Source organism: Noviherbaspirillum sp., from assembly GCF_035254685.1.
Lineage (GTDB): Bacteria > Pseudomonadota > Gammaproteobacteria > Burkholderiales > Burkholderiaceae_D > Noviherbaspirillum.
Window position 1 is genome coordinate 108,352 of the sequence record NZ_DATFAI010000022.1, and the last position, 25,694, is coordinate 134,045.

The 25,694-nt window shown below is 62.4% G+C and carries 22 protein-coding genes, 1 pseudogene and 2 riboswitches; of the genes and pseudogenes, 9 read left to right on the top strand and 14 right to left on the bottom strand.

Annotated features, from left to right (window positions below; genetic code table 11):
- Positions 1–5: 5 nt before the first annotated feature.
- The 6 genes from VJ698_RS08485 to VJ698_RS08510 are packed head-to-tail and all read right to left on the bottom strand — an operon-like array spanning position 6 to position 5,995.
- A complete protein-coding gene (locus VJ698_RS08485) occupies positions 6–1,328 on the bottom strand; it encodes a sulfate adenylyltransferase subunit 1 (RefSeq protein ID WP_324102308.1) in 1,323 nt (440 codons plus the stop codon).
- Positions 1,328–2,263 carry a sulfate adenylyltransferase subunit CysD gene (gene cysD, locus VJ698_RS08490; protein ID WP_324102309.1) on the bottom strand — a complete coding sequence of 312 codons (936 nt, stop codon included), beginning with the start codon at positions 2,261–2,263 and terminating at the stop codon, positions 1,328–1,330. Before cysD ends, VJ698_RS08485 begins: the two co-directional genes overlap by 1 nt.
- Positions 2,260–2,988 (bottom strand): phosphoadenylyl-sulfate reductase, encoded by a 729-nt coding sequence (locus VJ698_RS08495; protein WP_324102310.1) that lies wholly within the window; start codon positions 2,986–2,988, stop codon positions 2,260–2,262. Before VJ698_RS08495 ends, cysD begins: the two co-directional genes overlap by 4 nt.
- Positions 2,989–2,992: 4 nt before the next feature.
- Positions 2,993–3,520 carry a DUF934 domain-containing protein gene (locus VJ698_RS08500; RefSeq protein WP_324102311.1) on the bottom strand — a complete coding sequence of 176 codons (528 nt, stop codon included), beginning with the start codon at positions 3,518–3,520 and terminating at the stop codon, positions 2,993–2,995.
- Positions 3,513–5,207 (bottom strand): nitrite/sulfite reductase, encoded by a 1,695-nt coding sequence (locus tag VJ698_RS08505; RefSeq protein ID WP_324102312.1) that lies wholly within the window; start codon positions 5,205–5,207, stop codon positions 3,513–3,515. Before VJ698_RS08505 ends, VJ698_RS08500 begins: the two co-directional genes overlap by 8 nt.
- Positions 5,208–5,221: 14 nt before the next feature.
- On the bottom strand, positions 5,222–5,995 hold the full coding sequence (locus VJ698_RS08510) for a sulfite exporter TauE/SafE family protein (RefSeq protein WP_324102313.1): 774 nt from the start codon (positions 5,993–5,995) through the stop codon (positions 5,222–5,224).
- 132 nt (positions 5,996–6,127) lie between these two features.
- On the opposite strand from VJ698_RS08510, the gene VJ698_RS08515 reads away from it, so the two are divergent.
- The 3 genes from VJ698_RS08515 to VJ698_RS08525 all read left to right on the top strand — a co-directional run bounded on the left by VJ698_RS08515 (position 6,128) and on the right by VJ698_RS08525 (position 8,646).
- Positions 6,128–7,069, top strand: coding sequence for a CysB family HTH-type transcriptional regulator (locus VJ698_RS08515; protein WP_324102314.1), 942 nt, complete (start codon positions 6,128–6,130; stop codon positions 7,067–7,069).
- Complete coding sequence (locus VJ698_RS08520) at positions 7,066–7,860, top strand: HAD-IIB family hydrolase (RefSeq protein WP_324102315.1); 795 nt, start codon at positions 7,066–7,068, stop codon at positions 7,858–7,860. Before VJ698_RS08515 ends, VJ698_RS08520 begins: the two co-directional genes overlap by 4 nt.
- 28 nt (positions 7,861–7,888) lie before the next feature.
- Positions 7,889–8,072, top strand: a riboswitch (yybP-ykoY riboswitch).
- Positions 8,073–8,076: 4 nt separating this feature from the next.
- The gene (locus tag VJ698_RS08525; RefSeq protein WP_324102316.1) at positions 8,077–8,646 is read left to right on the top strand and encodes a TMEM165/GDT1 family protein; all 570 of its coding nucleotides are present in this window, start codon (positions 8,077–8,079) and stop codon (positions 8,644–8,646) included.
- Positions 8,647–8,674: 28 nt separating this feature from the next.
- On the opposite strand, the gene VJ698_RS08530 is transcribed toward VJ698_RS08525, so the two are convergent.
- From VJ698_RS08530 to VJ698_RS08540, 3 genes are all read right to left on the bottom strand, one after another.
- Positions 8,675–10,507 carry a chemotaxis protein CheA gene (locus VJ698_RS08530; protein WP_324102317.1) on the bottom strand — a complete coding sequence of 611 codons (1,833 nt, stop codon included), beginning with the start codon at positions 10,505–10,507 and terminating at the stop codon, positions 8,675–8,677.
- Positions 10,507–11,316, bottom strand: coding sequence for a protein phosphatase CheZ (locus VJ698_RS08535; protein WP_324102318.1), 810 nt, complete (start codon positions 11,314–11,316; stop codon positions 10,507–10,509). Before VJ698_RS08535 ends, VJ698_RS08530 begins: the two co-directional genes overlap by 1 nt.
- A gap of 185 nt (positions 11,317–11,501) precedes the next feature.
- The gene (locus VJ698_RS08540) at positions 11,502–12,353 is read right to left on the bottom strand and encodes an alpha/beta hydrolase (RefSeq protein WP_324102319.1); all 852 of its coding nucleotides are present in this window, start codon (positions 12,351–12,353) and stop codon (positions 11,502–11,504) included.
- A 125-nt stretch (positions 12,354–12,478) separates the two neighbouring features.
- Positions 12,479–12,738: riboswitch (cobalamin riboswitch) on the top strand.
- 134 nt (positions 12,739–12,872) lie between these two features.
- Here VJ698_RS08540 and VJ698_RS08545 point away from each other — a divergent pair.
- From VJ698_RS08545 to VJ698_RS08560, 4 genes and pseudogenes are all read left to right on the top strand, one after another.
- Entirely contained in the window at positions 12,873–14,828 is a 1,956-nt protein-coding gene (locus VJ698_RS08545) for a TonB-dependent receptor (protein WP_324102320.1), read from the top strand.
- 20 nt (positions 14,829–14,848) lie between these two features.
- The gene (locus tag VJ698_RS08550; protein ID WP_324102321.1) at positions 14,849–15,889 is read left to right on the top strand and encodes an iron ABC transporter permease; all 1,041 of its coding nucleotides are present in this window, start codon (positions 14,849–14,851) and stop codon (positions 15,887–15,889) included.
- Between the two features lie 3 nt (positions 15,890–15,892).
- Positions 15,893–16,660: an ABC transporter ATP-binding protein gene (locus tag VJ698_RS08555; protein WP_324102322.1), complete on the top strand. Its 768-nt coding sequence runs from the start codon at positions 15,893–15,895 to the stop codon at positions 16,658–16,660.
- 48 nt (positions 16,661–16,708) lie between these two features.
- Positions 16,709–18,106 (top strand): annotated as a pseudogene (locus VJ698_RS08560) (cobyric acid synthase); the annotation flags it as partial.
- A 77-nt stretch (positions 18,107–18,183) separates the two neighbouring features.
- Here VJ698_RS08560 and VJ698_RS08565 read toward each other — a convergent pair.
- From VJ698_RS08565 to VJ698_RS08575, 3 genes are read right to left on the bottom strand one after another with little or no spacing between them, the layout of a single operon-like run.
- Positions 18,184–21,012 carry an ATP-binding protein gene (locus VJ698_RS08565; RefSeq protein ID WP_324102324.1) on the bottom strand — a complete coding sequence of 943 codons (2,829 nt, stop codon included), beginning with the start codon at positions 21,010–21,012 and terminating at the stop codon, positions 18,184–18,186.
- Between the two features lie 7 nt (positions 21,013–21,019).
- Positions 21,020–21,655: a hypothetical protein gene (locus tag VJ698_RS08570; protein ID WP_324102325.1), complete on the bottom strand. Its 636-nt coding sequence runs from the start codon at positions 21,653–21,655 to the stop codon at positions 21,020–21,022.
- Entirely contained in the window at positions 21,561–22,976 is a 1,416-nt protein-coding gene (locus VJ698_RS08575) for a hypothetical protein (RefSeq protein ID WP_324102326.1), read from the bottom strand. The genes VJ698_RS08570 and VJ698_RS08575 overlap by 95 nt, the downstream gene beginning before the upstream one ends.
- A gap of 149 nt (positions 22,977–23,125) precedes the next feature.
- Between VJ698_RS08575 and VJ698_RS08580 the strand changes: the two genes are divergently transcribed.
- Entirely contained in the window at positions 23,126–23,734 is a 609-nt protein-coding gene (locus VJ698_RS08580) for a ParA family protein (RefSeq protein ID WP_324102327.1), read from the top strand.
- A 4-nt stretch (positions 23,735–23,738) separates the two neighbouring features.
- Here the strand turns inward: VJ698_RS08580 and VJ698_RS08585 are convergent, their stop codons facing one another.
- Positions 23,739–24,032, bottom strand: a complete 294-nt coding sequence (locus VJ698_RS08585) for a hypothetical protein (RefSeq protein ID WP_324102328.1) — start codon at positions 24,030–24,032, stop codon at positions 23,739–23,741.
- Positions 24,033–24,287: 255 nt separating this feature from the next.
- On the opposite strand from VJ698_RS08585, the gene VJ698_RS08590 reads away from it, so the two are divergent.
- On the top strand, positions 24,288–24,797 hold the full coding sequence (locus VJ698_RS08590; RefSeq protein WP_324102329.1) for a DinB family protein: 510 nt from the start codon (positions 24,288–24,290) through the stop codon (positions 24,795–24,797).
- Between the two features lie 16 nt (positions 24,798–24,813).
- Here VJ698_RS08590 and VJ698_RS08595 read toward each other — a convergent pair whose 3' ends face one another.
- A complete protein-coding gene (locus VJ698_RS08595; protein ID WP_324102330.1) occupies positions 24,814–25,689 on the bottom strand; it encodes a cobalamin-binding protein in 876 nt (291 codons plus the stop codon).
- Positions 25,690–25,694 lie beyond the last annotated feature (5 nt).

Consider the following 25,694-nt stretch of genomic DNA (forward strand, 5'->3'; position numbering starts at 1 on the left):
CGGATTCAGGCAATCCGGATCATGCCGGCTGCCACCGTCTGGTGCGTCACTTCATCGATCAGGATGAAGGCGCCGGTCGAACGGCTTGCGTCATACGCATCCGCGGCGAGCGGCTGCTGCACGTTGATCGACACAGCGGCAATGTCGTTCAGCTTCAGCGAGTCACCGGGGCGGCGCTCCTGCGTGTTGACGTCGAGCAGCGTATCGATCTTTGCGACGCGGGCCGAGACCTGCCTGGTGGTGTGCTTGAGCCAGTACTTGCGGCGCATGTCGAGCGGCTCCTCGGACAGCCAGCACACATCCGCAGTTACGGTTCGCAGCAGCGTAGCGGGCTTGTCGGAGGACGCCAGCATGTCGCCACGGGAAATGTCGAGATGCTCTTCGAGCAGCAGCGTGACGGACTGCCCGACGGAGGCTGATGCGTGCGAGCCCTCGAGGGTCAGGATGTCCTTCACGGTGGCAGTCTGGCCGCTCGGCTGCACCACTAGCGTGTCGCCCTTGCGCACTCGGCCGGCCTCGATACGTCCCATGTAGCCGCGGAAGTCGTTGGCTTCATGGCCGTTGTGGCGTGCCACGAGTTGCACCGGGAAGCGGAACGGCTCTTCATGCGATTCATCGTACACGGAGAGTGATTCCAGCAGGTCGATCAGGGTAGGGCCCTCATACCAGGACAACTTGTCGCTGGCCTCGACGACGTTGTCGCCGGCGAGCGCGGACAGCGGGATGGCGTGCACGTCCTGCAGGCCGATCTGCTGTGCGAATTTCTGGTAAGCGGCAACGATGCGGTCGTACACGGCCTTGTCGTAATCGACCAGGTCCATCTTGTTGACGGCGACGATCACATGCTCGATGCGCAGCAGGTGTGCGATGGTCGAATGGCGCTTGGTCTGCGTCAGGAGTTCGACGCTGCCATCCTCGCCCATCTTGACCTTCGATACGTCGATCAGGATGATGACCGCATCCGCAGTCGATGCGCCGGTCACCATGTTGCGCGTGTACTGCTCGTGGCCCGGCGTGTCAGCGATAATGAACTTGCGCTTGGGCGTGGCGAAGTAGCGATAGGCGACATCGATGGTGATGCCCTGCTCGCGTTCGGCCTCCAAGCCGTCGGTCAGCAGCGACAAGTCGACGGCGTCGCCCACGGTGCGCTTGTGCTTGGCGCGCGAGATCGCATCGAGCTGGTCGGCGAAGATGCCCTTGCTGTCGTACAGCAGGCGGCCGATCAGCGTGCTCTTGCCGTCATCGACCGAGCCGGCGGTAATGAAGCGCAGCAGGCCGCGCTCGGCGCTGGCGTTCATGAGTACTTGTTCTGCAACTGCTGCGTTCATCAGAAATATCCTTCCTTCTTGCGTTTTTCCATCGAAGCCTCGGATGTCTGATCATCCATGCGCGTTGCACCCCGTTCGGTAATCTGGGTCACTGCGGTCTCGGCGATGATCGCGTCGACCGTCGTCGCATCTGACGCCACCGGGCAGGTGCAGGAAATGTCACCGACCGTACGGAAGCGCACCTCGCGGGTTTCGACTGTCTCGCCTTCACGCGGTGGCGTCAAGTGCGTGAGCGGCACCAGCAGGCCGTTGCGCGGAATCACCTGGCGCTCATGCGCGAAATAGATCGACGGCAGCGCCAGTCTCTCGCGGGCAATGTACTGCCAGACGTCCAGCTCGGTCCAGTTCGAAATCGGGAACACGCGCATGTTCTCGCCCGGGTGGACGCGGGTGTTGTACAGGTCCCACAACTCGGGGCGCTGCGCCTTGGGATTCCACTGGCCGAACTCGTCACGGAAGGAGAAGATGCGCTCTTTCGCGCGGGCCTTCTCTTCATCGCGGCGTGCGCCGCCGATGCAGGCGTCGAAGTTGAATTCGGCGATGGTTTCGAGCAGCGTCACGGCCTGCGCCGCGTTGCGCGAATCGGTCTGCGGATTGCGCAGGCGCACCGTGCCGCGCTTGATGGAATCCTCGACCGAACGCACTACCAGGCGCTCACCCAGTTCCTTCGCCCGGCGGTCACGGAATTCGATCACCTCAGGGAAGTTGTGGCCGGTGTCGATGTGCACCAGCGGGAACGGGAATTTGCCGGGGCGGAAAGCCTTTTCGGCGATGCGCAGCAGCACGACCGAATCCTTGCCGCCCGAGAACAGCAGCGCCGGGTTGGTGCACTCGGCCGCGACCTCGCGCATGATGTGGATTGCTTCCGATTCGAGCCAGTCGAGATGACGGTTGCTCGCGGCATCCAGAAAGAGTTTGTCGACTACTGTATTCATGATGTTTGTGCCACTGATTTGATTCGGACAAGCTTGCCATCGACCACATGCAGGCCGCATTCCTTCGACTCGGGGTTCTCCCACCACCAGCGTCCGGCGCGGACGTCTTCGCCTGGCTGGATGGCGCGCGTACAAGGTTCGCAGCCGATCGACGGAAAGCCTTTGTCATGCAGCGGATTGTACGGCACCTGGTTGTCGCGGATGTAATTCCACACATCGTCTTCCGACCAGTCCGCCAGCGGATTGAACTTCGCCATGCCATGCGCTTCATCGTTTTCCTGCACTGCGAGCTCTGCGCGAGTGGTCGACTGCGCGCGGCGCTGGCCGGTCACCCATGCCTTGTTGCCGGCGAGGGCGCGATTCAGCGGCTCCACCTTGCGGATGCGGCAGCATTCCTTGCGCAATTCGACGCTGTCATAGAACGCGTTCAGGCCGTGCTGCTGCACGTAGGCGTCGACGGCGGGCTGTTCCGGTTTGTACAGCTGCACTTCATAGCCATAGGTTTTCCGGATGCGGTCCAGCATGCCCAGGGTTTCCTTGTGCAGGCGGCCGGTCTCCAGCGTGAAGATGCGGATCGGCAGCTTCGCGCGCAGGATCATGTCGGTCAGCACCATGTCTTCGGCGGCGAGGCTGGAGGCGAACACGGCAGGCGTGAAGTCGCCGGCGATCCTTGCCAGGGTGGCTTGCGTGGCCGCGACGAGCTTGTTGAGATCACTGTTGCTCATTGGATCACCCTTGTGCCGCGTTCTGCCCGCGCTCGACGCGCTGGTACAGGGGGAGTTTGCGGTCCCAGGCGGCCTGGTAGGCTTCCGAGAAATCGAACAGACCTTTCAATGCCTCATGGATGCTGCGGTCCGGACGCGTCGCGAAAGCGTTGAAGCCGACGCGCTGCATGTAGAACATCTGATCGCGCAGCACGTCGCCGATCGCGCGCAGTTCGCCGGTGTAGCCGAGGCGCTGGCGCAGATTGTAGGCGGTCGAAAAGCCGCGGCCGTCGGAAAACTTCGGGAAGTCGACGGCGATCACGGACAGCTTCGACACGTCTTCCTTCAGCACTTCCGGACGCTCGTGGCTGGCGAGCCAGACACCGATCTCCGCGCGCTTTTTCAATGCGGGGCGCTGCGCTTCCCACACAGCCAGGGGCACGATCACCTTGCCTTCGGGGACGCTTGCCGTTTCCGCCGTCTCGCCCTCGGCGAGGCGCAAGATGATCCAGTCATCGTTGATGATGGCTTTGTCCTTGATGATTTCACGCATATTCGTCTTCCCCTACCAATGCGCCATCCTCGATCGGTGTCGCGTACACATATTCCTTGAACGGCTCGATGCCAATGCGCCGCACCGTGTCGATGAAGCGCTCGCCCTGCACGCGGTCCCTGACGTAGACCTGCAACAGCCGGTCGATCACGGTCGGCACTTGTGTTGCCGAGAACGACGGCCCGATGATCTTGCCGACCGCGCTCTCGTTGCCTTGCGCGCCGCCGAGCGACACCTGGTACCACTCTGAGCCATCCTTGTCGACGCCGAGAATGCCGATGTTGCCGATGTGGTGATGGCCGCAGGCGTTGATGCAGCCGGACATGTTGAGATCGATCTCACCGATGTCATGCTGGAAGTCGATATCCTCGAAACGCTTGGTAATGGCAGCGGCGATCGGGATCGACTTGGCATTCGCCAGCGAGCAGAAGTCGCCACCGGGGCAGCAGATCACGTCAGTCAGCAGGCCGATGTTCGGCGTCGCCAGGTGATGCGCCTTCGCTTCCTGCCAAAGCGCGAACAGTTCGGATTGCTTGACGTCGGCCAGCACGAGGTTCTGTTCATGCGTGACGCGCAATTCGCCGAAGCTGTAGCGATCGGCCAGGTCGGCGATGAAATCCATCTGCTCGGCGGTGCAGTCGCCCGGCGGCACGCCCGGCTTCTTCAGCGACAGCGTGACGATGGCATAGCCCGAAACCTTGTGCGCCCGCACATTGCGCTTCATCCAGTTGTCGAAGGCCTTGCTCTCCGCGCGCTGCTGCTTGAGCTTTGCGTCCTCGTTCTCCAGCGTTGCATAGGGCGGCGGTGCGAAGTAGGCAGCGATGCGGTTGAATTCGTCGGTGGTGACCGTGCCGGGGCCATCCTTCAGATCGGCCCATTCTTCTTCGACCATGCGTGCGAATTCCTCGACGCCGGTTGCCTTCAGCAGGATCTTGATGCGGGCCTTGAACTTGTTGTCGCGGCGACCGTACTGGTTGTACACGCGCAGGATCGCCTCGATGTAGGTCAGCATGTGCTGCCACGGCAGGAATTCACGGATGTAGCTGCCGAGGATCGGGGTGCGGCCCAGGCCGCCGCCGACCAGCACCCGGAAGCCGACTTCGCCTGCCTCGTTCTTCACGATGTTCAGGCCGATGTCGTGCATGTCGAGTGCGGCGCGGTCTTCCGCCGATGCATTGAAGGCGATCTTGAACTTGCGCGGCAGGTAGGCGAATTCCGGATGGAAGGTGCTCCACTGGCGCACGATCTCGGCGTACGGACGCGGATCGACGAGCTCGTCCGGCGCAACGCCTGCGAACTGGTCGGTGGTGGTGTTGCGCACGTCGTTGCCCGAGGTCTGGATCGAGTGCATTTCGACCGACGCCAGGTGCTCGAAAATGTCCGGTACGTCTTCCAGGCTGATCCAGTTGAACTGGATATTCTGGCGCGTCGTGAAATGGCCGTAGCCGCGGTCGTACTTGCGGGCGATGAATGCTAACTTGCGCAGCTGCTCGGAGCGCAGTGCGCCGTATGGAATGGCAATACGGTACATGTAGGCATGGCGCTGCATGTACAGACCGTTCTGCAGGCGCAGCAGAAGGAATTCTTCTTCGGTCAGCTCGTCCGCGAGGCGGCGGCGGACCTGGTCGCGGAACTGCGCGACGCGTTCCTTGACGATCAGCCGGTCATAGTTGTCATAGCGGTACATGTGTCATCCAATCCTTAAAAAACCAGTTTCGCGGCAACGCCTGTCAGCGTGGTGGCCAGCAGGCCGCGCAGAATCTTTTCCGGGACTGCTTTCGCAGCCAGAGAGCCGAGCGTGATTCCTGGTACGGAACCCAGCAGGAGGGTGGCCAGCAGTTGCCAGTCGATCGAGCCGAGGTACCAGTGGCCGAAGGCGGCAATCGCGGTCAGCGGCACCGCGTAGGCGATGTCGGTGCCGGCGATCTCGGCCGGCGTCAGGCGCGGATACAGCAGCACCAGGATTGTGGCGCCGACCGCGCCGGCGCCGATCGAGGAGATCGTCACGAGAGTGCCGAGGATGGCGCCGACCAGGACGGTGGCGATGCTCAGCCTTGCGCCATGCAATTGTCGCCCGGGGCTAGCAAGGACCCAGTCCAGCAGCTTGCCCCTGAACAGCAGGGCGACGACGGTGAGCAGTACCGAGCCGGCAATCGAAAAGCGGATGATATGGGCAATTTCCTGGTTCAACGCGCCAAAATACTTGAGGGCAATCGTGGCCAGCAGCGCCGCCGGCAGGGCGCCGAGGCAGAGGCGCCGCACGATGTCCCAATGCACGGTGCCGCGGTGACGATGCGCAATAGTCCCGGCCGTCTTGGTCGCGGAGGCGAACGCCAGATCGGTGCCCACCGCCACGGAGGGCGAGACCCCGAACAGCAGCGTCAGCAGTGGCGTCATCAGGGAGCCGCCGCCCACACCGGTCAGGCCGACCAGCAGCCCGACGCCGAAACCGGAAACTACATAAGAAAGAGTCATGTCACCTCGCGCAAACGAGTGTGAATCGTAATAAACTTGACCCTTATTCCAAACTACATAGTATTTATTTGCTTATATGCCCTCCGGGTATAAACCAGAAGAAAAATAATTGGCAAATAGTCAAGGGAAACAATGAACCTCCATCAACTCCGTTTCGTGCGGGAAGCCGTCCGGCAGAATTTCAACCTGACAGAAGCCGCGAAAGCGTTGTACACCTCACAACCTGGCGTTTCCAAGGCCATCATCGAGCTGGAAGAAGAATTGGGGGTGGATATCTTCACCCGCCACGGCAAGCGCATCCGTGGTTTGACGGAGCCGGGCAGGGCAGTGCTGCGCTCGGTCGAGCTGATCATGCAGGAGATTGACGGCCTGAAACGAATCGGCAAGGAATTCGCCGCGCAGGATACCGGCAGTTTCACGATTGCCACCACGCATACCCAGGCCCGCTACGCGCTCCCCAAAGTGGTGCAGGCTTTCACGCAGAAATACCCGAAGGTACGCTTGTCCTTATTGCAAGGCAGCCCGAAGCAGGTGGCGGAGATGGTTCTGAAAGACCAGGCGGACATGGCGATCGCCACTGAGTCCATCACCAGCGTGGACGGATTGATCAGCGTGCCTTGTTACCAATGGGAACATGTGGTTGTCGTGCCGCACGATCATCCCTTGCTGAAATCCAAGGCCGTCACGCTCGAAGAGATCGCAACTTATCCGTTGATTACCTACGACTCTGCATTCACCGGCAGGGCAAAGATCGACCATGCGTTCGCGATCCGCGAACTGAAGCCGGACATCCTGCTGGAAGCGATCGATGCGGACGTGATCAAGACTTATGTCGAGCTCGGCATGGGCGTGGGCATCATTGCCGGCATGGCATTCGATGCCGAGCGTGACAAGGGACTGGAAGCGATTTCGGTCGGCCACCTGTTCGGCTCCAATGTCTCGCGCGTGGCGCTCAAGCAGGGCGCCTATCTGCGCAGCTATGTCTACAGCTTCATCGAACTGCTCTCGCCCACCCTCAGCCGCAAGCTGATCGAGCAGCTCATGAGCGGCGCGAAGGAAAGCTACGAACTATGAAACCGCTGGCGCAATGGCCGCTGGAAGAACGGCGCAGGATACGCGGCGTGCTGAGCGACATTGATGACACGCTGACCACGCACGGCAGGCTGACGCCGGATGTGCTTGCCGCACTGGACAGCCTGCGCGCAGCGGGCTTGCAAGTGGTCGCGGTCACCGGGCGGCCGACATGGTGGGCGATGCCCCTGTTGCGCCTGTGCGGGTTCGATGCGGTGATTGCAGAAAACGGTGCAAGCGCGTTCTGGCTCGACCAGGACGGCGTACAGCGCTCATGGTTCTATGCCGACGCCGCAACACGCGTGGAACACCGGCACGCGCTGGAGGCATTTGTACCCGCGCTTCGGGAACGATTCCCGCAGTTGCACGTGGTCGACGATGCCATGCTTCGGGTCGGCGATATGGCTTTTGACGTTGGCGAAAGCGTGCCGCCGATGCCGTGCGAAGAAGTGGATGCCATCGTTGCGTTCATCCGCAGCTGCGGCTTTTATTCCACTGTCAGCAGCATCCATGTCCATGCATCAGTCGCGCAGTTTTCCAAGCAGGAAACGACGCAGCGCATCCTCTCGGACGTGTTCCATGTCAATGACGCACTGGCGCGCGACAGTTACGTTTTTGTTGGCGATTCCGGCAACGATGCGCCGATGTTCGCGCATTATCCGCACAGCGTTGGCGTGGCCAATGTACTTCGCCACATGTCCAGATTGACAGACCCGCCAGCCTGGATCGCTCCCGATTCCTGCGGCGCCGGTTTCGTGCAGGTTGCCCAGGCATTATTGCAGGCGCGTCAGTAGCGCCCGATGCAGGAATGCGGGTAAAATCCCTGCTGTCATTGGGGAGTAGCCGCCCTCCGATCCGCGAGAGGGGTTTGCGTCAACAGACTTGGCCGCGTCTATTGCAACGGTCATGGTGCAAGCGACTCCAGGTTTGGCGAGACCTTTGACCATGCCGCTTCGCTTCGGGCCGGAGGGCGCGCATGGTCATGGGTAATATCCGGCCTCGGAGCATGCATGGAAGCTTTTCTCGTTTCAACCGGCATCGTTGCCCTCGCGGAAATGGGCGACAAGACGCAGTTGCTGTCGCTCTTGCTCGCTGCAAAATTCCGCCGCCCCATTCCCATCATTGTCGGTATTCTCGTCGCCACTGCCCTGAACCATGCGGGTGCCGGCGCCATTGGCAGCTGGCTGACGGCTGTGGTCGGCAAGGACGTGCTGCGCTGGATTCTTGGCGTGTCCTTCATTGCCATGGCGGTATGGATGCTGATTCCGGACGAACTCGATGAAATCGAAACCGGGCATTCGCACTTTGGCGTGTTCGGCACGACGGTGGTGGCGTTCTTCCTTGCGGAAATGGGCGACAAGACGCAGATCGCGACGGTCGCCCTGGCTGCGAAATATTCCTCGCTCTTTGCGGTCGTGTCCGGCACCACGGTGGGAATGATGCTCGCGAACGTCCCTGCGGTGCTGCTGGGCGAACGGATCACGAGACTGGTCTCGATGAAGGTAGTCCATGCGATCACCGCGGCCATTTTCGCCGTGCTCGGCGTGCTGACCCTGCTGAACGCGGGCAGCCTCTTGTAGCGCCCTCTGTGGGATCCTCGTAATCGGGTCAGGCTGCCAGGCGCATGTTCGTGGTCTTGCAACCGTCGAGCAGGAAGGCAAGGCTGATCACCAGCACCAGTTCGCCTTCGGCGGAGCGCGCGGTGCCATTGATCCCGTTCACGGCAATCGCGGTCAGCGGCTTGATCACGAGGTCGGCGGTGCCATCCACTGCTTCCACTGCGAGTATGTATGGCTGCGGCGCGGCGATGACGATGCCGACCTTTTCGCGGCATGCCTCGTAGCCGAGGATGCCTGCCAGCGAGCGCACGGCCAGCGGGCGACCCTGGTCGCGCAATACCGGCGCGCCGCCGACTTCATCGAACGATTCCGGTAATTCCACCACGCGCTGCACCACGGCCATCGGCATCGCCAGCGCTGCACCTGCAGTGCGCACGAGCATGGTGGGCACGATCGAGAGTTCAATCGGCAGGCGGATGGTAAAGCGGGTTCCTTCGCCGAGCACGGAATCAATGCGGATCGCGCCGCGATGCTTTTCGACTGCCGTCTTCACCACATCCATGCCGACACCGCGTCCCGATACGCTGGACGCGACTTCCTTGGTCGAGAAGCCGGGCAAGAACACCAGCTGGAATGCCTCTTCCGCAGTTTGCGCCGCATTGTCGCTGATCAGTCCCTTCGCGAGCGCTTTCGCACGCAGCTTGTCGGGGTCCATGCCCTTGCCGTCATCGGACACCTCGATCATGACGCTGCTGCCTTCCTGCCATGCCTTCAGCAGGATGGTCGCCTTGGGCGACTTGGTAGTTGAGGCACGCTCGTCGGCGGTTTCGATGCCATGGTCGAGCGCATTGCGCAGCATGTGCACCAATGGATCGTACAAGCTGTCGACCACGACACGGTCAACTTCCGTTTCCGCGCCTTCGATCACCAGTTCGACGTTCTTGCCGAGATCGCGCGCGAGTTCGCGCACGAGGCGGGGAAATTTCTGGAATAGGCGGCCCACCGGCTGCATGCGTGTGGACAGCGTGGCGCGCTGCAGTTCGGTCGAGTAGCGCGATGCCCGGTTGAGCGTTTCCTGCAAGGTGGACATGAGGACCGCAGCCTGGCCGTCGAACTTGAACTGCAGGAGTTTTTCCAGCAGGACGGCGGCCTGGTTTGCGGCCTGCACGGATTCACCGGCAACTTCCAGCAGGGCGTCCAGCTTGACCGCGTCGATGCGGATGGTGTCTTCCTTGACTTGCGCCGTGATCGGTCGCGCGCCTTCTTCAATCGCCTTGACGGCGGAAGCGGGTGCAGGCGCAGCTGCGACCGCGACTGCAACCGCAGCCGCCGCCGCCGGTGCGGCAGGAACATCGGGCAGCGTCCCGGCGGGCACGACTGCACGGTACAGCGCTTCCCAGTCGAGGCCATCGCTGGTCGCAACAGTGCTTGCCGCAGCGGTGCCTTCGCCAGCGGCCGCCGCCGCCTCCGCTTTGGCGGGAGCGGCCGGCGTGGCAGCATTGCCTTCGATCGCCTGCGTCAGTATGTCTTCCAGTTCGGCGGGCATCGCGGGCAGGGCATCGGGCGACGCGCCATTGGCGAGGTTGCGCAGCTGGTCGCCGACGAATCCGCTGGCTTGCAGTCCAGCTTCGATGGCAGTGGGCGTGACCGGCACCTGGCCGGTACGCAGCGCGTCGAAGAGATTTTCAGTCAGGTGACAGGCGGATACGATCGCCGGCAGATTCATGAAGCCGGCGCCGCCCTTGATGGTGTGGAACGAGCGGAACAATGCGTTCAGCGTGTCGCTGTCGTCCGGCCGCCGTTCCAGCGAGAGCAGGTGCTCTTCCACGTTCGTTGCGAGATCCAGCGCCTCGACAACGAATTCCTTGAGCATATCGTCCATTAGAACCCCAGGTCGGCAAGCAGGCTGTCGACATCATCCTGTGCCATGGCGGCGCCAGGAGCGGACGGGCCTTGCATCAGTTCCACAGGCTTGCTTTCGGCAGCCATCGCCGCCTTGACTTCGGGCGGCGCATTGTCGCGCAGCAGTTGTGCGAGTTCGCGTTCGGCCGTGCTGGTGATGGTCACGATCTTCTTGATCAACTGCCCGGTGATGTCCTGGAAGTCTTGCGCCATCATTATTTCGAGCAGGCGGGCCTTCTCGGATTCGCTTGCCTCGATGACGGTTGCCGCGAACTGCTTCGAGTCGCCGGCCAGTGCCTTGAACTCTTCGATGCTGAGCTTGCCGTCGAACAGCATGGCCCAGCGGTTTTCCATGTCCTTCGCCTTCTTCGCGAGCGTCTCCTGCTCGGGGATGCTGCTATCGACGGTGTTCAATACCTTGTTTGCCGCCTGCTCGGTCAGTGCTGCGATATGCTCCAGGCGGCCTTGCGCATCGGTGATCTGGTCGGCGACATTGGACAGCGAGCGGTCGTAACCAAGCTGGCGCAGCGAGTCGTGCAGCATGCGCACGATGCCGCCGAGGCGTTCGTACATCGGCTTGTCCGACGAGCCTTCGCATGGGTCGAGCTCAACATCGGCCTCCATTCCAGCTTCCGCTGAAGCGAATGCAGCGTCGCCATTGTCGATCAGCGCCTCGCCGGACGCGGAAGCAGCAGGAGCGGCGGGCGCAGGGACGGCGGCCGTCTCGCTGGCGCGCTGCGCGGCCACTTCGTCAAACAATGCTTCAAGGTCATCTGCTGCGTCGCTCATGTCGGTGCTTCCCTGTCTACGTTGTCGGCGTTATTCCTACAAGCGCTTGCAGTGGCAAATCACCATGCTCGCATGCCCGAGGTTTGTATGATTATCAGCCACGCCTTTCTTCAGCGCAACAAAGACATCATAGCGTCTGCCTGTTTTTCCGGCAAAGCCTGTGCTTGCGACTGTTGTGCATGCGTCTATGCGGTCGCGTTGAGCAGTTCGATGCTTGCCGCATGCAAGGCATGGCCAGGCGTAGCGAAGGCGTCGCAGATTGTCAGGTGATTGGCATCGGGCAGGGCGACCTGGGTGCGATGCGCAGCCTCCCAGGCCGTTTCGAGCAACGCGGTTTGCCGCTTGAATTCCTCCGATTCCAGCCCGCCGCACGCAGTGACGAAAGGCGCGTCATGTGCTTGCGGCATTCTCGCTGGTGACAAAACATCAACATCATCTTCAGCCAGCTTGAGATCGACGTTGACGAAGTCCGTGTGAAGGATCGGATCGAGGTCGAACACGCCGGACATCAGAATCCCGCCCTTCACCAGGTCGCGCGGCAGGTCTTCACCGAATGCAGGCCAGATCGCGGCCATCATCATGGCGGCGAGATGCGCGCCGGCGGAATGGCCTGCCACCACGATGCGTCGCGGATCGAAATCATATTTCTCCGCATTCCGGTAAAGCCAGGCAAGCGCGCGCAATTGCTGCCGCACGATGTCGGAGATGGATGCCTGCGGCGCCAGCGTGTAATTGGTCAGCGCGACATTGAATCCGGCACGCGTATAGGCCGGCGCGATGAACGAGAAATCCGACTTGTCGAGCGAGCGCCACCAGCCGCCGTGGATGAAGACGAGCAGCGGCGCGTCGCTGCGTGGGGCGGGGAAGAAATCGAGGCGTTCTCCGCTGTCGTCGCCGTAGGTGAGATCCAGCAGTGCCGCGTGTGTACGGCGTGCGTGGGCAGAATCCTTTAGCCAGCGCGTGAAGACGTAAGGATGGTCGGGGATCATCGCGCGGGCGTTGTATTGCTGGGAATAATATTCGGCTTGGTTTTTCATGAGTAGCGGAAAAGAATGACTGGGCAGCGACAGCATCGACTCGAACATGGCCGGCCGGTTGATTGACGGATCGGCAATATCCCTTGTGCCGGGGCCGATTTTGTTGTCGCGGGTTACAGCAAAGCTTACAATGATAACGTTTTGGTGCCCGTCCGCGTGTTCACACGGACAGTTAAACGGGAAACACGACGCGTCCGCAGGCCGTGCAAGCCTTGCGAAGCCAACGTGTGCTGCCCCCGCAACGGTAAGCAAGCGTCATCGAGGATGCAATCATTGCGCATCCGGAAATGACAGACGGTCTTTCGATACCACTGTGCAGTCTGCATGGGAAGGTCAGCCGTCTCGCCTTGTCAGCCCGGATACCGGCCAGAACAGGTGGAAGTGTGCGGACGGGGATCTTCGCGGACACGGATCGGCGCCCTTGCGGCTTGCCCTTTTCGTTTTCGGTGCGCTCGTCACGCCTTCTGTTGAATCCGGTCTGCGGGGAAGCAGGCCGCGTGCTTTTCCGAAAACAACATCATGAATCGTTCTCTCTCGCGCAATGGCGAAGCGGCCTGGAAGCCGCTGGCCCTCGCGTCCGCATTGTCTGCATTGTTCGTCTCGCCGGTCTTTGGTCAGGCCGCTCCGGAAAAAAGCCTGGCGCCGGTGGTGGTCACCGCCACGCGTTTCGCCAGCGATCCCTCGCAAACCCCGATCGGGGCGTCCGTCATCACGGCGGAAGAAATCCGCGAAGCGGGCGTCAATAACGTCAATGAAGCGATCCGCAAGCTCGGCGGCGTCTATGGCCGCCAGAGCTTCAACGGCACGCAGGACTTCTCCATCGACCTGCGCGGATTCGGAACGAACAGCGGCCAGAACCTCGTCGTGCTGGTCGATGGCGTGCGGCTGTCGGAAAACGAATTGAGCACGGCGCTGATGTCGTCTATTCCGGTCGAACTCGTCGAGCGCATCGAAATCGTGCGAGGCGGCAGCAGCGTGCTGTACGGTGAAGGCGCCACCGGCGGCGTCGTCCAGATCATCACCAAGCGCGCCGCGGCACAGGGTACGCACGGCACCGTGGTCGGCGAAGTCGGCTCCTTCGGGCATCGCGAGCTGCGCGGCTCGGTGGCAAGAGGCGTGGGCGGTTTTTCGCTCGATGCGAACATCAGCGACCAGCAGGCGGATAATTTCCGCGACAACAATGCGGTGAAGCAAAAGAACTTCAGCGGCGGCGCACAATGGGCCTCCAACGAAGGACGCATTGCGGCGCGCATCGACATCGCGCGCCAGGATTCACGCCTGCCGGGCTCGCTCACGCTGGCGCAATTCGAAGCCAATCCGCGCCAGGCGAGCACGCCGAACGATTTTGGTTCATCCGATACCGATCGCGTCACCTTGCTCGGTGAGCGCCATCTTGGCGCGTTCGATGTCGCTGCGGAGCTGTCGCATCGCGAGAAGACGGTGAGCGCGGTGTATGTGTCTTCCTTCGGCACGACCAACTATCGCGCGGACAGCCGCATCACACAGTTCTCGCCGCGCTTGCGGCATCGGTCCGAGATTGGTGGCATGAACAATGAACTGGTCGCGGGACTGGACTTCGCCGACTGGGAGCGCAATTCGGGGACCTCCCACGCCACCCAGAAGTCGCAGGCGATTTACGCGCGAGATGAAATCCAGATCGGCAAGGCACGAATCGCCGCCGGCGCACGCCACGAGAAGTTCGACAAGGACTTCAATGATCCTTTCGGCTACGGCACGACAGCCTATAGCACGAAACCATCGCTCAATGCCTGGGAGCTGCAAGGCAAGTATGCCTTCCTGCCGCAGCTCGATGTGTTTGCGAAAGCGGGGCGCAGCTATCGCGTCGCCAATGCCGACGAAAACGGATTCACGCCGGTGCCCAACCAGCCGCTGGAACCGCAGACCTCCCATGACATCGAAGCAGGCATCACCGCAGGAGACGCCGCGCGCAAGATGACCGCGCGGGTATTCCGCCATCGTCTGAAGAATGAGATCTTCTTCAATCCGGTACTGTTCAGCAATGTGAACCTGGATCCGACGCAGCGCCAGGGCGCCGAGCTGGAGGCAAACCTTCGCCTGCTTGCCGAGTACACGCTCTCGGCGACGTTCCAGCATGTTTCCGCGAAGTTCACCGACGGGCCAAACGACGGCAAGGAGATGGTGCTGGTGCCGCGTAACACCGCCACACTTCGCCTGAACTGGCTGCCCGGCAGCGCGCAGAATGCGAGCGTCGGCGTGCAGTGGGCGGATTCACAGCGTTACGGCAACGATTTCTCCAATACCTGCTCGGGTCGCATTCCGTCCTTCACCACACTGGACGCACGCTATGCGCGACGCATCGGCGCGTGGGAATTCGCGGTCCTTGGCACCAATCTGACTGACCGTGACTATTTCACGAATGCCTTCGGTTGCCGCAGCGGAATCTATCCGAACAGCGGCCGCCAGCTGAAGGTTTCGGCGCGTCTCGACTTCTGACCAGGTTCGGCGGATATAGCATGCATACCATCGTCCTCAGCGTTGCGATATTGCGGGAGCGCCGCCGTGCGTTCGGCATCCTGACGGCACTGCTCGCGCTTGCCTGCGCCAGCATCCTGTTTTCCTGCGCCGTCGGATCGGTGGGCTTGTCGCTGCCGGAACTGTTTTCCGCCGTGGGCGAGCTGGTGCGCGGCGAGCCCTCGAGCCTGGCCGCAACGCTGCTGGAACTGCGGCTGGGGCGCGCGCTCTCCGCCTTCGTCACCGGCGCCACGCTGGCGCTGGCCGGCGTCATGATGCAGGCGCTGCTGCGCAATCCGCTCGCCGACCCGTACGTGCTCGGCGTATCGGGAGGCGCGGCGGTGGGCGCCTTGCTTGCGATGCTGTTCTTCACTACGGCGTGGCTGATCGATGTCTCAGCATTTGCCGGCGCCGTCGCGGTCGCCTTCCTGCTCTTTGCATTTGCCTATCGCGACTTGCGCAGTGGCGCCGGCTCGGAAGGCGGCGCGCCGATGCTGCTGCTCACTGGCGTGATCGTCGCTTCGGGTTGCGGCGCGCTGGTGACGCTGATGCTCTCGATGGCTCCGGACAACCGTTTGCGCGGCATGGTGTTCTGGCTGATCGGCGACTTGTCGTCGACACAATTGCGTTGGATGCCGTGGGCCGTGTGGCTGGGTGCGCTGGTGTTTGCGGTACGCGTGGCGCGCGCCGTCAACCTTCTTGCCATGCATGCGGAAGCGGCATCGACGCTGGGGATCCGGGTCGGCCGCTTGCGTCAAGGCTTGTTTCTGTGTTCCGCGCTGCTCACGGCAAGCGCTGTCAGCAGCGCAGGCAGTATCGGATTCATCGGCCTGATCGTTCCGCACGCCTGCCGCTTCGCCTGGGGGCCGGACCATCGCCTGCTCTTGCCGGCCTCCACGCTGGCCGGCGGCAGCTTCCTGGTGCTCGCGGATACACTAGCGCGCACCGTGCTCGCGCCGCAACAGCTGCCGGTGGGCGTGATCACCGCGCTGATCGGCGTGCCGGTCTTTCTCGTACAGTTGCACCACATTCACAGGAAATAGGCGATGCGCACCATCGATTTGTCATTGCGCGTCGGGGAGCGCCGCCTCGTGCAGTCGCTGGATTGGCAGATAGAAGCGGGCCAGTGCTGGTGCGTCATCGGGCGCAATGGTGCGGGCAAGAGCACCTTGCTGCGTACGCTTGCCGGCCTGCGTCAACCCGATGGAGGTTCTATCCATATCGCCGACCGGGCACTGCAGGACTGGCACCTGTCCGAACTGGCACGCCAGCGCGCTTACCTGGCGCAGGGACGCAACGATGCATTCGGTTACCGCGCCATTGAGACGGTGCTGGCAGCGCGCCATCCGTATCAGTCCGACCGCTACTGGGATAGTGCTTCCGATGCGAATGCAGCGCGTGCCGCCTTGCGCGCGCTGGACGTTGCGCACCTCGCCGAGCGCGACGTGCGCACGCTCTCGGGCGGCGAGCGTCAGCGCGTCGCGATTGCCGCCGTTCTTGCGCAGGATACGCCGCTGCTCTTGCTGGACGAGCCGGCCAGCGCGCTCGACCTTGCGCATCAGGTCAGCGTCATGGAATTGCTCGCGCGGTTGTGCCGCCAGCAGGGCAAGGCGGTGGTGATGGTGAGCCATGATCTCAACCTTGCACACAGCGTTTGCACCCATTCCTTGCTATTGCTGAACAACGGGCAATGGCGGGCAGGGCCAACGGAAGAGGTGATGCGCGCGCAGCTTCTGAGCGAGTGCCTCGGTCACCCCATCGAAACCGTGCGGCACGGCGATCGCACCATCTATATTCCTCTCGAGACCCGCTGACAAGGCGGGGTAAGCATGTATTCCTCTTCCTTTCCTTTCCGCACGCTGATGGTGCAGGGCACCACCTCGGACGCCGGCAAGAGCACTGTCGTTGCCGCACTGTGCCGCCTGCTGGCACGCGAAGGTGTCAAAGTCGCGCCATTCAAGCCGCAGAACATGGCGCTCAACAGCGCGGTCACGAGCGACGGTGGCGAGATCGGCCGTGCGCAGGCCTTGCAGGCGCTGGCCGCAAGGGTGGCGCCGCATACCGACATGAATCCCGTGCTGCTCAAACCCTCCAGCGACACAGTTGCGCAGGTCATCATCCACGGCAAGGTCCGCGCCGACATGAACGCGCGCGACTATCATCAATACAAGACGGTCGCCATGCAGGCGGTGCTGCAGTCCTACGGCCGTCTCTCGGAAACGTATCAGGCCGTCGTTGTCGAAGGCGCGGGCAGCCCTGCCGAAATCAACCTGCGCGAGCGCGACATTGCCAACATGGGTTTCGCGGAAGCGGTCGATTGTCCGGTGATCCTGGTCGCGGATATCGATCGAGGCGGCGTATTCGCGCACATTGTTGGCACGCTCGCCTGTCTCTCGGAGAGCGAGCGTCGTCGCATTGTCGGATTTGTCATTAACCGTTTTCGCGGCGACATCGGCCTGCTGGAACCCGGCCTGCAATGGCTGGAGGAACAGACCGGCAAGCCGGTGCTTGCGGTGCTGCCTTACCTGCATGGCCTGCAGCTGGATGCGGAAGACGCAATCCAGCCGGTCCAGCACGGGAAAGGTACGTTCCGGATCGTCGTGCCCGTGGTTCCGCACATCAGCAACCATACCGATTTTGACGCCTTGCGCGCACAACCCGAGGTGGACATGCAGTTCATCGGACCGGGGTGCGCGATTCCTCCCGCAGACCTCATCATCCTGCCAGGGAGCAAGAACACGCGGGCCGATCTTGACTGGTTGATTGCCCATGGCTGGCGCGATGGCCTGAAAAAGCATGTGCGCTACGGCGGCAAGGTGCTTGGCATTTGCGGCGGCTACCAGATGCTCGGCCAGACGGTATCGGATCCGCATGGCGTCGAAGGCGAGCCGGGCGTATCGCATGCGCTTGGGCTGCTGGACATCGACACCGTCCTCACGACAGACAAGACGCTCGCGCACGTGAGCGGCCACTGCGCCTTCGCTGACGCGGACGTGATCGGCTATGAGATTCACATGGGTGTTTCACACGGCGCGGACACGGCGCGGCCGGCATTCCATCTCGGCTCTCATGTCGATGGCGCGCGTTCGGCGGATGATCAGGTAATGGGAACCTATCTGCACGGCCTGTTTGACCTGCCGCAAACGATGGCAGCGCTGCTGCGCTGGGCTGGTCTCGCGGAGCTGGCGCCGGTCGATCTCGCCCAGTTGCGCGAGCAGAGCATCGACCGCATTGCCGATGCGGCATTGCCCTTGCTGGATGCGCTACGCAAGTTGCCTGCGTAGCACGGCATCCCTCGCTCTGCATCGTGCGCACGGCGCACGATGTCTGTTCGGCATCAAGCGGCTTTCTTCGAAGCGGCAGTGCGCCGTTGCAGCACGAAGATCGGCTGCGCCCAATGCGCTTCCTTTTTCTTCTTGCTCGTCACCAGCGTGAGTTCCGACGGATCGTAGACATCGGTGTTATGCGTCAGCGGCGTGGTCATCAGGTACTGCGCGTCGGTGTTCTTGAGGAATTCGCCGACCAGCTGGATGTTGCGGATGTCGAGATGCGCGAACGGTTCGTCGATGAAGACGAAGCCGCCCGAACCTTCGTCGGACTTCAGCAGCCCGATCAGCAGGATCAGCGACTTCATCACCTGCTGGCCGCCGGACGCTTCGCCGTCGTTCATACCGATCGGCCCCTTGCCGTCGAACTTGAAGCGCACATGCAGGCCGGCCTGCGCCAGTTGCACGTCGTCGTTCTCGAGCCGCACCGGATCGGTATGCACCTCGATGCCGGCCAACTCTCCCAGCTCCTTGATGTTGCGGCTGTAAGTCTTGATGGTGTAGCGCAGCCGTTCGATGTAGGCGGCGCGCGCATTGTCGGTCGCCTCGATCGCGCGGTTGTTCTGGTAGCGGCGCTCGTCGGTTTCCGCCTGCCGGCCCTGCAGCAATGCCGACAGCCGCGCATGCTGATCGACCACCGTGATATCGGTTTCCCAGTCGTCGCGTTCGAGGTCGTTCGCAAGGTGCTTCAGGCGCAGCTCGACCTGATGCGCGTTCTGGTGTTCTCCGACAAGCGCAAGGCGACGGGCGGGGCGGCGCCAGCCGGAAGGCAGATGGCGCCATGCGTGCCGGACATCCCCTAGCGAGCGGACATGCGCAGCACGATCTTCCTCATTGCGTTTCTTCGCCTGGCGCAGGTGTGATTCGCCGTCAGCCAATGCGCTCTTCGCGGCGTTCCATTCGCGATCGGCAAGCACGCGCGCCTCCGTTGCCGTCTTCAAAAGAGGATAGAGTTCGCCGAGGCGTGCGCCGACTTCGGTGCGTGTCGCCTTCAACGGCTTGGCTGAACCTTCCGCTTCCTCGAATTCGGTTTGTCGCGCGATCAATTCCTTCGCCGCATCGACGCCGGCCAATCGCGCCTTCAGTGCGCTGATTTCGCCGGCGAGCTTGTTGATCTTCAGGGTCAGGGTATCTTCCTCCGCCTCCAGCTTCGGCAAGGCCTGCTGCAAGGCGGCGAGCCGCTGCGCGCGCCCGGCCTGGCCGAAGCGATAACGAGCGGGTTCCACGAACAGCGAGCGGCCGCCGCGACGCTCGCGATGATAGGCCTCGGGCGTGATCCACTCGCCCGAAGGAGCATGGCGCATGCCGTCCTCGACCGAATCCACGCGCGTGATGCGGGACAGCTGATCGATCAGCCAGGCCGGGGCGAGCGCGGAGAAACGCAGAACGGACAGCAGACTCTGGTCCTTCGTCGTCGGGGCGGCGATTCGATCGGCAACGATGAAATGGCCGTAGCGTTCCTTTTCGGCGAGGCGATAGGCCTTCGCTGCATCCCCGCTATCCTGCAGCAGGACCACCGATGCATAGCTGCGCAGCACGCCCTCGACCGCACCCTGCCAGCGCGGCTCGGTGACTTCGACAATATCGGCCAGCATTTCGTGCGCGATCCCGGCGTCCGAGAGCGCGCGCCGCATGGCGCGCACATTCTCGGGCTCGGGCAGGGCGGACTTGCCCTCGAGCGCCGCGATGGCTGAGCGATCGGCGGCGAGCCGACTGGCGATCGCGCCGCGCGCTTGCCGCAGGGCGATGTATTCCGCTTCCTTCTGTTCCGCCTGCGCTGCGACGTCGGCAATATCGGCCCCTGCATCCGAGGCAAGCTTTTGCAGGCGCAGTTTCTGTTCGAGCAGATTTTCCAGCGGCTTGATTCTTCCATTGAGATCGGCGAGGCGCTTTTCCAGTACGGACTTTTCCTGCTCCAGCGCAGTCTCGTCCTGGCTTGCAGCACTTAATGACTTTGCACGTTCCGCCACCTGCGCGCGCTTGTCCGACAGTTGCGCATCCTGTGCCTTCAGCACCCGGCCGGCGTCGCGCAAGGCTGCGCTGGTCGCTCCAGCCTTTTCACGCACCTCATGATATTGCAGCGTCGGCAGGATCTCTTCCTGCAAGTCGCGCCGTTCTCTGTTCAGTCCGTCCCACTGATGGTAATTTGCCACCCGCAGGCGCAGCCGCTCGAGGTTCGCCTGCGAGGTGGACAGTTCCGCCTCGAAGCGTTGCAGCTCCGCTTCCGTGTCGCGCTGGTGCCGCCGTGCTTCATCGTAGGCGTCGAGCACTTCCTTGTCACCGAACACCTGGAACACTAGGTCCAGCAACTGGCGCGGCGCGTATTCGCACAGCTTGTCGGTCTCGCCCTGTTCCAGCGCCAGCACCTTCGCCATCGCCTGCGACAGGCCGGCATTGGCCAGCCGCTTGCGATAGGTTTCCAGCCCGAGCCAGTCGCCGGCGTCCTGCACTGCTTCGATTTCGACCACGCCGCCGCGCATCAGGTACTGGCGACGCCAGTCACCGCCGTTCTTCTGGATCTGGCAGAACAGCGTGACTTCGTCTTCGCTGAAAAAGCCGGACGCGCGGAACGGCCGGTTGGACATTTGTCTCCCGCTTGGGCGATTGTCGACCACTGCCCGCAGCCAGGCGGTCTGCTCGCCGGAGTGGCGCGCGTAGTGCTTGTAGGAGCGGCCCATCGAGCAGTCGAGGCCGAACAGCGTGCGTAAGGCATCCAGCAGGGTGGTCTTGCCAGAACCGTTCTGTCCGGCGATGGTGATGATCTTGGCATCCAGCGGAATGTTCTTGATGCGCTGCCAGTAATCCCAGTGCACCAGTTCGAGCGATTTGATATGAAACATGCGAGTCTTATGCCTCTTGCGGTGCGCGCTTGAAAATGTCGGCCAGCGCGCCGTTGACAATGCGTTCCTTGAGCGTATCGGTGTCCATCATCAGGTCGAGCAGGGGACCTTCATGGATCATGTCGCCCTTCATCTCGATGAAGCCGAGCCGCGCAAGCTGGCCAAGGTTGATGTTCATGCGCGTCTTCTTGCCGAGCTTGTCGCCGAAATCCGCGAGCAGTGCCTTGTATGAAATGCCGGTCGACGCTTCTTCCGCGCGCGGCAGGGGCTTTTCCTTGCCGAACATGTCGTCCTGGTCCTCCGCCGCGTTCTGGTGCGATTCCTGCCGTTCGCGCTTGGGCAGGATGATCAGTGCCCACAGCACGACCAGCAGCGCGACGCCATCGCGCGCAAGGCCGGCGTTATTGTTCTGCCAGGTGTCGCGCGCGCCGAAAATCTTCGGTTCGACCTCGCGCGTCAATGCCAGCGCGACGTGGTCGGCGTAGACGTTATCGAGGAATTTCAGCCCGCATGACGACAGGCGTTCGTCGAGTTCGGCGCGGAATGATTCATCCGACAGCGCGCGCTTCACCAGTTTGTTGTCGCGCGGGAGTGTCTGGTGCGTCAGCAGCTGGGCGATCAGGATTTGCGCTTCGTCGTTCATGGGTATCCGGTTGATGTTCTGGTTTGAGTGAAAGGGATGCGTTGGAGATGGCGGCGACATGCGGGTCGGACAAGGTGACCATGCCGTCTCCGGGCGCGAACACCAGCGGCAGGCGCGCCATGAGTGCCGTGCCGCCCTGCAGCGCGGATTCGCTTTCGTCGCCGAGCAGCGGCAGCAGCGAAGCGCGATAGGAGGCAACCGCGAAGCTGGCCGGGAGCAAGGTGTCCTGCACCGGTGCAGCGGTATGCGCGGGCAGCTCGAATGCCGAGAGGCGGCTCAGCCAGGTATCCAGTTCCACCGGCATCGCAGCCTCGTTGCTGTGCGTGACCGGCGCATCCTCGCCTGCAGGAAGCGTCGATGACACGGTTTTGCCCTTGTCGGCGAACAGTTCCGCTTCGGCGACGTCGATCATCTCCGACGGCGTGATGAACAGCGGCTTGACTGGCGTCGAGAACGCACCATCGGCCAGAACCGCAATGTCTTCCTGCTGCATGAGCCAGGTCTTGATGTCCGTGGTCGACAGGCCTGACTGACCGAGGTGCACGCGCTGGCGCTCGATCTGGTTGAGGGCACGCGAAAACATGCCCTGCATGTTCAGCAGGGCGCTCTGTGCGCGTCCGATCGCTTGCGCGGCGCGATGCGTGGTGGCGTCCGCCTGCGGATCGGTGGTGATCGCATGGATCACCTGCGATCCTTTTTCCACCCAATCGCAGGCCGTATGCCATTTCGTCTGCGCCGCACGCAGGCGGAATTCCGAGCCGGAAGCGATTGCATCGCGGAACTCCTCGGTGAGATCGACCAGGCGGCCGAGCAGGTGCTGCAACTGCTCGACATTGACGCCGCCGACGGCCTGCGCCCCGGCCACCTGCGAGAGAAGGAAGCCCATTTCGGCCTCGTCATCGCCTTGCGTCAGGCCGAACAGTCCGTCGAGGGCGGCGAGCACATTGCGCGCCATCGGTGTGATGCGGTAGACGCCTTGCGCGGCGTCCCATGCGAGCAACTGGTGCGAGCGCAGGCGAGCCAGCACGGTCTCGAGGCTTTCCGGTTCGAGGTAGGCGAGGCGCGTGTTGATGTCGGCGCGCGACAAGGCCGAGGCCTGCGTGTCAGCCGCAAGCTCCTTGAGCACCAGCAGCCGTACCAGCACGCCGTCCGAGCCGCCATGGAACAGGGCCGTGAATGCCTGCAACAAGGGCTGCGCCCGCTTCAGGCGGAAGACCTGCTCGATGTCGTCGGGGGAGATGTCAGGCTTGAAATAGGCTTGCAGCGACGCTGGAGCGCCGTCCTCTGTGGCGGCGGGGTAGTTCTGCGAATTGTTTTGCATTGCAGTATTTTAAGGTACTGCTCCGGGGAAAAGAAGAAATCGGCGGACCGGTTCGGAGTCCGAAAATCGGCATGCTATGCTTTCTGGAAATGTTAAGTCGGCAGCAGGGATGCCAAGCGTTGTAATCATGTCAACTCAATGGAGGGAACATGCCAGTCGTTGTCATCGCGAATCCGAAGGGAGGTGTCGGCAAGAGCACTGTGGCGACCAATCTCGCGGGCTATTTCGCCAAGCGGGGACACAAGGTCATGCTGGGCGATGCCGATACCCAGCAGTCGTCGCGCGCGTGGCTGGCGCTGCGTCCCGGCAGCCTGCCCCAGATCGCTTCCTGGGATATCGTCGATGGCCATGTCGCCAGGCCGCCCAAAGGCACGACCCATATCGTGCTCGATACGCCGGCCGGCCTTTCCGGCAGTCGCCTCGATGAAGTGTTGCGCATCGCCGACAAGGTGGTCGTGCCGCTGCAGCCCTCGATGTTCGATATCCTCGCAACCCAGGAATTCCTGCAGCGCATTGCCAGCCGCTCCGGCACTGCCAGCGTCGGCGTGCTTGGCATGCGCGTCAATGTACGCACGCGCGCCGCGGACCAGCTGGCGCATTATGTCGGCACGCTCGGACTCCCGGTGCTCGGCTACCTGCGCGACACGCAGAACTACGTGCAGCTGGCGGCACATGGCGCCACGGTGTGGGATGTCGCCCCTTCGCGCGTGGAGAAGGATCTCGAGCAGTGGCAGGAATTGGTGAAGTGGCTTGGCTGAAGATTTATTTGCAGACCTGCTGGCCGCGCTCGTCGAGCACCGACACGAGATACAGGCGCGCAGCAACATACTGGAACATGTAGACGCAGCCGTAGGGATCCTTGATGTACGACCCGTGCACAGCGGTCCTTGCCTGCGCAATCTGCTGCTTGCGCGCTTCCGCGGGCGACATGCTTTCCTGTGCCGCGAAGGCGTTAGTGATGGGCTGAGGGAGAACGCTCCTTGCCGCTTCCAACGCGGGCGGGAACAGGAACAGGACGGCCACCGCGCCGACGGCGCAACCGCCTGCGACGAGCATGACCCATTTCCACTGCCACGCATGTGGCCCGGGAATAGCAGGTTTTTCGTTCGAGAAGCCCATAAATTTCCACTGAATCTACGATGCGATAAAACCGGCCCCACGCGGAAGCGGTGTCCGGAGTCGAACTGACTGCTGGCAAGGCGTACAGCATGCCCTGCGGAATCGGTGGATTATATATGCGCTTGCGGCCGCGTCAATATGCACCGCGACAGGCTTGCTACGATGGCTTGCCCCCAACGACAGGAGCCGAAGATGATCACACCCGGATACGTACAGACCGTGGCGCGCTACAACCGCTGGATGAATGAAAAGATTGTCCAGGCCTGCGATCGGATTTCGGACCAGGAGCGCAAGGCCGATCGTGGCGCGTTCTTCAAATCGATCCATTCGACGCTGAATCACATCCTGTGGGGTGACACCACCTGGCTCGGGCGGTTTACTCATGACACGCCGCTGGCGAAATCCTATCCGAAGGCTGCCATCGGTAGCGACCTGTTCGAAGACTGGCATGTGTTCAAGGAGGCGCGCTCGGCCGTGGATGAGGACGTCCTCGCATGGGCAGCCTCAATCGACGCGGATTGGCTGGCGCGTGACTTTAGTTGGTACAGCGGAATCACGAGGTCTAACCGCACGCGTCCTGCCTGGCTGCTGGTCACGCATATGTTCAACCACCAGACGCATCATCGCGGGCAGGTGACGACGCTGCTGTCGCAACAGGGGATCGACCCTGGCGACACGGACCTGATGCTCATGCCGCTCTGAAAATACGACGACGGATTCAGCGCTGCTTCGAGCGCACTTCGTCAAGCTTTCGGCACAGGTTCTCCATGCCGTCGAGGATGCGCGGGCCGGAGCGGTTCAGCAGTGCGCCGTCGATCGTGACGAGGTTGCCGCGCGCGACGGCTTTCATCGCGGGAAAGCGCCGCCACAACGCGAACAGATCCTCCTGTTCTCCGCTGCTGGCGATGATGGCTTCCGGATTCGCCTTCACCACGGCTTCCACGCTTACCGTCGGCGCCAGTTGCGGCAGCTCGGCGAAAATGTTTTCGCCGCCGCAATGGCGTAACACGGACGAGACCATGTGCGTGCCATTGAGCGTCATCAGCGGCGCGCGCCAGATCTGGTAGAAGACAGTGACCGGGCGACGATGTTCGTAGGTTTCGCGTAGTTGCTTCAGCCTTGTGCGGAAGGCTGAAGCAGCCGCCTGGCCCGTGACCTCGGTGCCGGCAAGGTGGGCAAGGCTTTCGATAGAACGCGGAATCGCCTCCAGGCTGTACGGTTCACTCTTGTACACCGGGATGCCGAGCTGTTCCAGTTGCGCCAGCTGCGGCGCTGGATTGCCTTTGTTCCAGCCGACGATCAGGTCCGGCTTGAGCTGGATGATGCGCTCCAGGTCGAGCGACAGCGCGCTGCCAATGGTGGGAATGCGCTTCGCCGCCGGCGGGTAATCGCTGAATTCGGAGACGCCGACGATGTAGGGGCCGGCGCCTGCGGCAAATAGCAGCTCGGTGACATGCGGTGCCAGGCTGACGATGCGATGCGCCGGGGCGGGGAGGGTAACGGTCTGCCTGGTGTCGTCCGTGACCGAAATCGCTGCCTGCGCGACAGTCAGTGGGCCGAGCGCGAGCAGCCAGCATGCGAAGAAACGTCTCATCCATT

What these genes read in the sequence shown, in the direction of transcription:
- VJ698_RS08485 (WP_324102308.1), bottom strand. Translation starts at nt 1,328, where the DNA reads ATGAACGCAGCAGTTGCAGAACAAGTACTCATGAACGCCAGCGCCGAG.
- cysD (WP_324102309.1), bottom strand. Translation starts at nt 2,263, where the DNA reads ATGAATACAGTAGTCGACAAACTCTTTCTGGATGCCGCGAGCAACCGT.
- VJ698_RS08495 (WP_324102310.1), bottom strand. Translation starts at nt 2,988, where the DNA reads ATGAGCAACAGTGATCTCAACAAGCTCGTCGCGGCCACGCAAGCCACC.
- VJ698_RS08500 (WP_324102311.1), bottom strand. Translation starts at nt 3,520, where the DNA reads ATGCGTGAAATCATCAAGGACAAAGCCATCATCAACGATGACTGGATC.
- VJ698_RS08505 (WP_324102312.1), bottom strand. Translation starts at nt 5,207, where the DNA reads ATGTACCGCTATGACAACTATGACCGGCTGATCGTCAAGGAACGCGTC.
- VJ698_RS08510 (WP_324102313.1), bottom strand. Translation starts at nt 5,995, where the DNA reads ATGACTCTTTCTTATGTAGTTTCCGGTTTCGGCGTCGGGCTGCTGGTC.
- VJ698_RS08515 (WP_324102314.1), top strand. Translation starts at nt 6,128, where the DNA reads ATGAACCTCCATCAACTCCGTTTCGTGCGGGAAGCCGTCCGGCAGAAT.
- VJ698_RS08520 (WP_324102315.1), top strand. Translation starts at nt 7,066, where the DNA reads ATGAAACCGCTGGCGCAATGGCCGCTGGAAGAACGGCGCAGGATACGC.
- VJ698_RS08525 (WP_324102316.1), top strand. Translation starts at nt 8,077, where the DNA reads ATGGAAGCTTTTCTCGTTTCAACCGGCATCGTTGCCCTCGCGGAAATG.
- VJ698_RS08530 (WP_324102317.1), bottom strand. Translation starts at nt 10,507, where the DNA reads ATGGACGATATGCTCAAGGAATTCGTTGTCGAGGCGCTGGATCTCGCA.
- VJ698_RS08535 (WP_324102318.1), bottom strand. Translation starts at nt 11,316, where the DNA reads ATGAGCGACGCAGCAGATGACCTTGAAGCATTGTTTGACGAAGTGGCC.
- VJ698_RS08540 (WP_324102319.1), bottom strand. Translation starts at nt 12,353, where the DNA reads ATGAAAAACCAAGCCGAATATTATTCCCAGCAATACAACGCCCGCGCG.
- VJ698_RS08545 (WP_324102320.1), top strand. Translation starts at nt 12,873, where the DNA reads ATGAATCGTTCTCTCTCGCGCAATGGCGAAGCGGCCTGGAAGCCGCTG.
- VJ698_RS08550 (WP_324102321.1), top strand. Translation starts at nt 14,849, where the DNA reads ATGCATACCATCGTCCTCAGCGTTGCGATATTGCGGGAGCGCCGCCGT.
- VJ698_RS08555 (WP_324102322.1), top strand. Translation starts at nt 15,893, where the DNA reads ATGCGCACCATCGATTTGTCATTGCGCGTCGGGGAGCGCCGCCTCGTG.
- VJ698_RS08565 (WP_324102324.1), bottom strand. Translation starts at nt 21,012, where the DNA reads ATGTTTCATATCAAATCGCTCGAACTGGTGCACTGGGATTACTGGCAG.
- VJ698_RS08570 (WP_324102325.1), bottom strand. Translation starts at nt 21,655, where the DNA reads ATGAACGACGAAGCGCAAATCCTGATCGCCCAGCTGCTGACGCACCAG.
- VJ698_RS08575 (WP_324102326.1), bottom strand. Translation starts at nt 22,976, where the DNA reads ATGCAAAACAATTCGCAGAACTACCCCGCCGCCACAGAGGACGGCGCT.
- VJ698_RS08580 (WP_324102327.1), top strand. Translation starts at nt 23,126, where the DNA reads ATGCCAGTCGTTGTCATCGCGAATCCGAAGGGAGGTGTCGGCAAGAGC.
- VJ698_RS08585 (WP_324102328.1), bottom strand. Translation starts at nt 24,032, where the DNA reads ATGCTCGTCGCAGGCGGTTGCGCCGTCGGCGCGGTGGCCGTCCTGTTC.
- VJ698_RS08590 (WP_324102329.1), top strand. Translation starts at nt 24,288, where the DNA reads ATGATCACACCCGGATACGTACAGACCGTGGCGCGCTACAACCGCTGG.
- VJ698_RS08595 (WP_324102330.1), bottom strand. Translation starts at nt 25,689, where the DNA reads ATGAGACGTTTCTTCGCATGCTGGCTGCTCGCGCTCGGCCCACTGACT.